A 2971-nucleotide genomic window follows, 5' to 3' on the forward strand; every position below is an offset into this window, starting at 1 on the left:
GGAATTGGTTCTCTTCACAGCGAATTACTTTCCAAGAGTCAATTTTGTCGCCCACTTTTAGAGTTGGCCCTTCTGGCATTTGTCGCACGGGTACACCGCCGCCAAAGAGAAGATCTAACCACTCTCTTGTACGCCATAAAGCGTTAGCGAAAAAGTAACCCTGTTTAGGGCTTCCAATTTGTTGTGCTACGTGCCAAAGCGACTCTAGTGAGGCAGTCGATGTGATACTTGCACCAGTCTTCTTAGGATAATAACCGTATCCCGCTTGCCAGCGTTTGAAGGCTGTTTTATCGAAGCCCCACACATTACTTTTTACGAAGTTACCCTCAGCATGAATCGCTTGTTCAACCATGCTCTCGAACGACGCGAGCTTTTGCGGATATTTTTCTTGGATGGTAGTCGAGTTAGCTATGAAATCATGCTTTAAACCTGCGAGTAATGCTCTACCTATGTTGGAAGGGACAGAGGTCACCACGCCAAGCCAATAAGAGGCGATCTTAGGTGTAAGTAGGGAAGTCGCCCACAACCGAAGTGGACGATCGGCAGTTTTGGCGATATGCGCGAATTGATTGCGATAAGAGACGATATCTGGACCACCAACCTCAAAGGTCTGATTGTCGCTTGGGGTATCTTGCGCGAGCTTTAACAAGTAGTGATTGAGGTTTTTCAATGCGATAGGGTTAGCTTTTGAGTCGACCCATTTCGGCGCAACCATGATTGGTAGGTTGTAAACGAAGTCTCGCATTATCTCAAAGGCCGCCGAACCAGGGCCGATGATGACGCCAGCTCGAAGCTCAGTAACGGGAACCGAGCCTTTACGAAGCACTTCTCCGGTTTTCTTTCTCGCTTGAAGGTGCTCAGAATCGCCGGTTTGAGGCTGAAGTGAACTTAAGTAGATGATGTGTTGGTTTTTAGGGCCAAGTGCGGAGACAAAGTTACGGGCCAGGCTTAATTCGTAGTCAATGAAATCATGACCTTCCGCCATACCATGGACAAGGAAGAAGATGAGGTCAAAATCAGGGACTAAAGCTTGTGTTGCCGCTTGGTCAGCCAGATCGAGAAATTCGAGTGATAAATTCTCATGAGGCTCGGTTCGCGCTTTTAAGTAGTCGATGTGCCTTGCTGCAGCGGTTACTTGATAACCTTGTTCTAGCAGCAGAGGAAGCAGCTGTGAACCAACATATCCAGAAGCGCCTAAAACCAGTACTTTCTTCATCGTTACTCCATGTATTGCTTATCAAACCATCCTTTGTTCATACTACGCTAACTTCTCGACAAAACCAATTGAGCCTGAGTAATGAAAAAGCCAATAGAAAGAATCTATTGGCTTGAGTTTATCGGTGATATCGAACGACTTCGATTGGCATCAATTAGCTTTGTTGCTGAGCTTTAGGGCTAAGGTTGTTTCCTTTATATTCGCCAGTTAGCGTCTTGAGGAATGCCTTGATTGCATCGACTTCCTCATCATTCATTTCGACACCAACTTGATATTTACCCATATCGAAGATCGCTTGTTCTAGCGTCTCTGCATGACCATCGTGGAAGTAAGGTGCTGTGAGTTCAATGTTTCTAAGCGTTGGTACTTTGAACTTATGTTTGTCGGATTCAATCGCAGTGACGTTGTATCTTCCCAAGTCTTCTGGGGTGATATCTGTTCCTCTATCTGCAAAGTAGTCCGCTTTCATGCCCATGGTTTCAAAAGTTTCACCACCCATGGCTTCACCTGTGTGGCAAGTATCGCAGCTGTATTGTTTAAATAGCGTTAGTCCATATTTTTCATGGTCGTCTATCGCATTGGAATTTCCCGTCAGATATTGGTCGAAACGGCTGTTCGGTGTTACCAAGGTTTTCTCAAATTCAGCGATTGCATGCGTGATGGTGTCACCGGTGATCTCACCGTCATAAGTCTTATTGAATTTGGCAACTAACTCAGGGTCACTGCTGAGCTTGTCGATGATCTGCTGCCAACCTTCAGAGCCCATTTCGATAGGGTTAAATGGAGGACCGCCAGCTTGGTCTTGTAAGTCATTTGCTCGGCCATCCCAGAATTGCAGTTTGTTGTACGCCGAGTTGAATACCGTTGGCGCATTGATTCCACCAACTTGGCCGTGAATACCAACAGAGCCGACTAAGTTGTCGACACCGCCTGTGTCTAATCCATGGCAAGTCGCACATGAAACCGTGTCGTCACCGGACAGGCGAGTGTCGTGGTAGAGCGCTTTGCCTAGCTTAACTCTGTCTTCGTTTACCTCAAACTGAGTGTAGATTGGCTGAAGTGTGCCTTCTCTTCGACTGTCATCTACCGGAGAATCTTGGTGAATGTCTGCTCTTGTTTGGCGTATCCATTTTAATAAAGTGTGCTTTTCTTCATTTGAGATGCCAGCGGACCAATGCATCGATTGATAGAGTTTGGGTGGCATTGAACCGTCGTAAAGCACCTTTTCAATACGAGCAAGTGCTACTTCAGATACTGGTTCATTATTCTGAATACCATTGAAGAGTTGAGTAATTTCAAAGTGTTTCATACCTGTTTGTATGTCGGCATTCATGAGTGGTTTTGCAATCGGCCATTCCGAGTAGAAAGGCATTTCGCTTTCGTTGGTGTGGCAGTATGCACATCCTTTATCACTGAGTACTTTCATCGCTTGGTAGTCTAAAGATGACTTATCCAAAGATGAAAATTGCGCGAGGCTTTCAGCGGCAAGACGTTGGTCGTTTTTATCAACCGTATAGACCATGCCCAGATAAGCCAAGATGCCAATACCCGCCAAACTCATTATTAGTTTTTTATTATTCATTTTAACTCCCTATTGAAACTGGGGTGGAAGTTATTGAATTAACGGCGGTTTATGAAATGACAAAAAGGAATGAATATTAATCGAATAACTAGATGGTCAAAAATTTAACTAAATAAAGCCATTTAAATCATGTGGTTAATTGGGTTTGTGAAAATTGGTAACAAATTCAATGA

General features: G+C 44.6%; 2 protein-coding genes. Both read right to left on the bottom strand.

The features are described from left to right. The coding region (locus BCT81_RS19915) for an NAD-dependent epimerase/dehydratase family protein (RefSeq protein WP_102425558.1) at positions 1–1216 on the bottom strand (1216 nt) is incomplete at its 3' end. 154 nt (positions 1217–1370) lie between these two features. Further along, the gene (locus tag BCT81_RS19920) at positions 1371–2798 is read right to left on the bottom strand and encodes a cytochrome-c peroxidase (RefSeq protein ID WP_198596931.1); all 1428 of its coding nucleotides are present in this window, start codon (positions 2796–2798) and stop codon (positions 1371–1373) included. Positions 2799–2971: the final 173 nt, after the last annotated feature.

This window comes from Vibrio sp. 10N.261.52.A1, from assembly GCF_002876325.1.
Taxonomy (GTDB): domain Bacteria; phylum Pseudomonadota; class Gammaproteobacteria; order Enterobacterales; family Vibrionaceae; genus Vibrio; species Vibrio chagasii.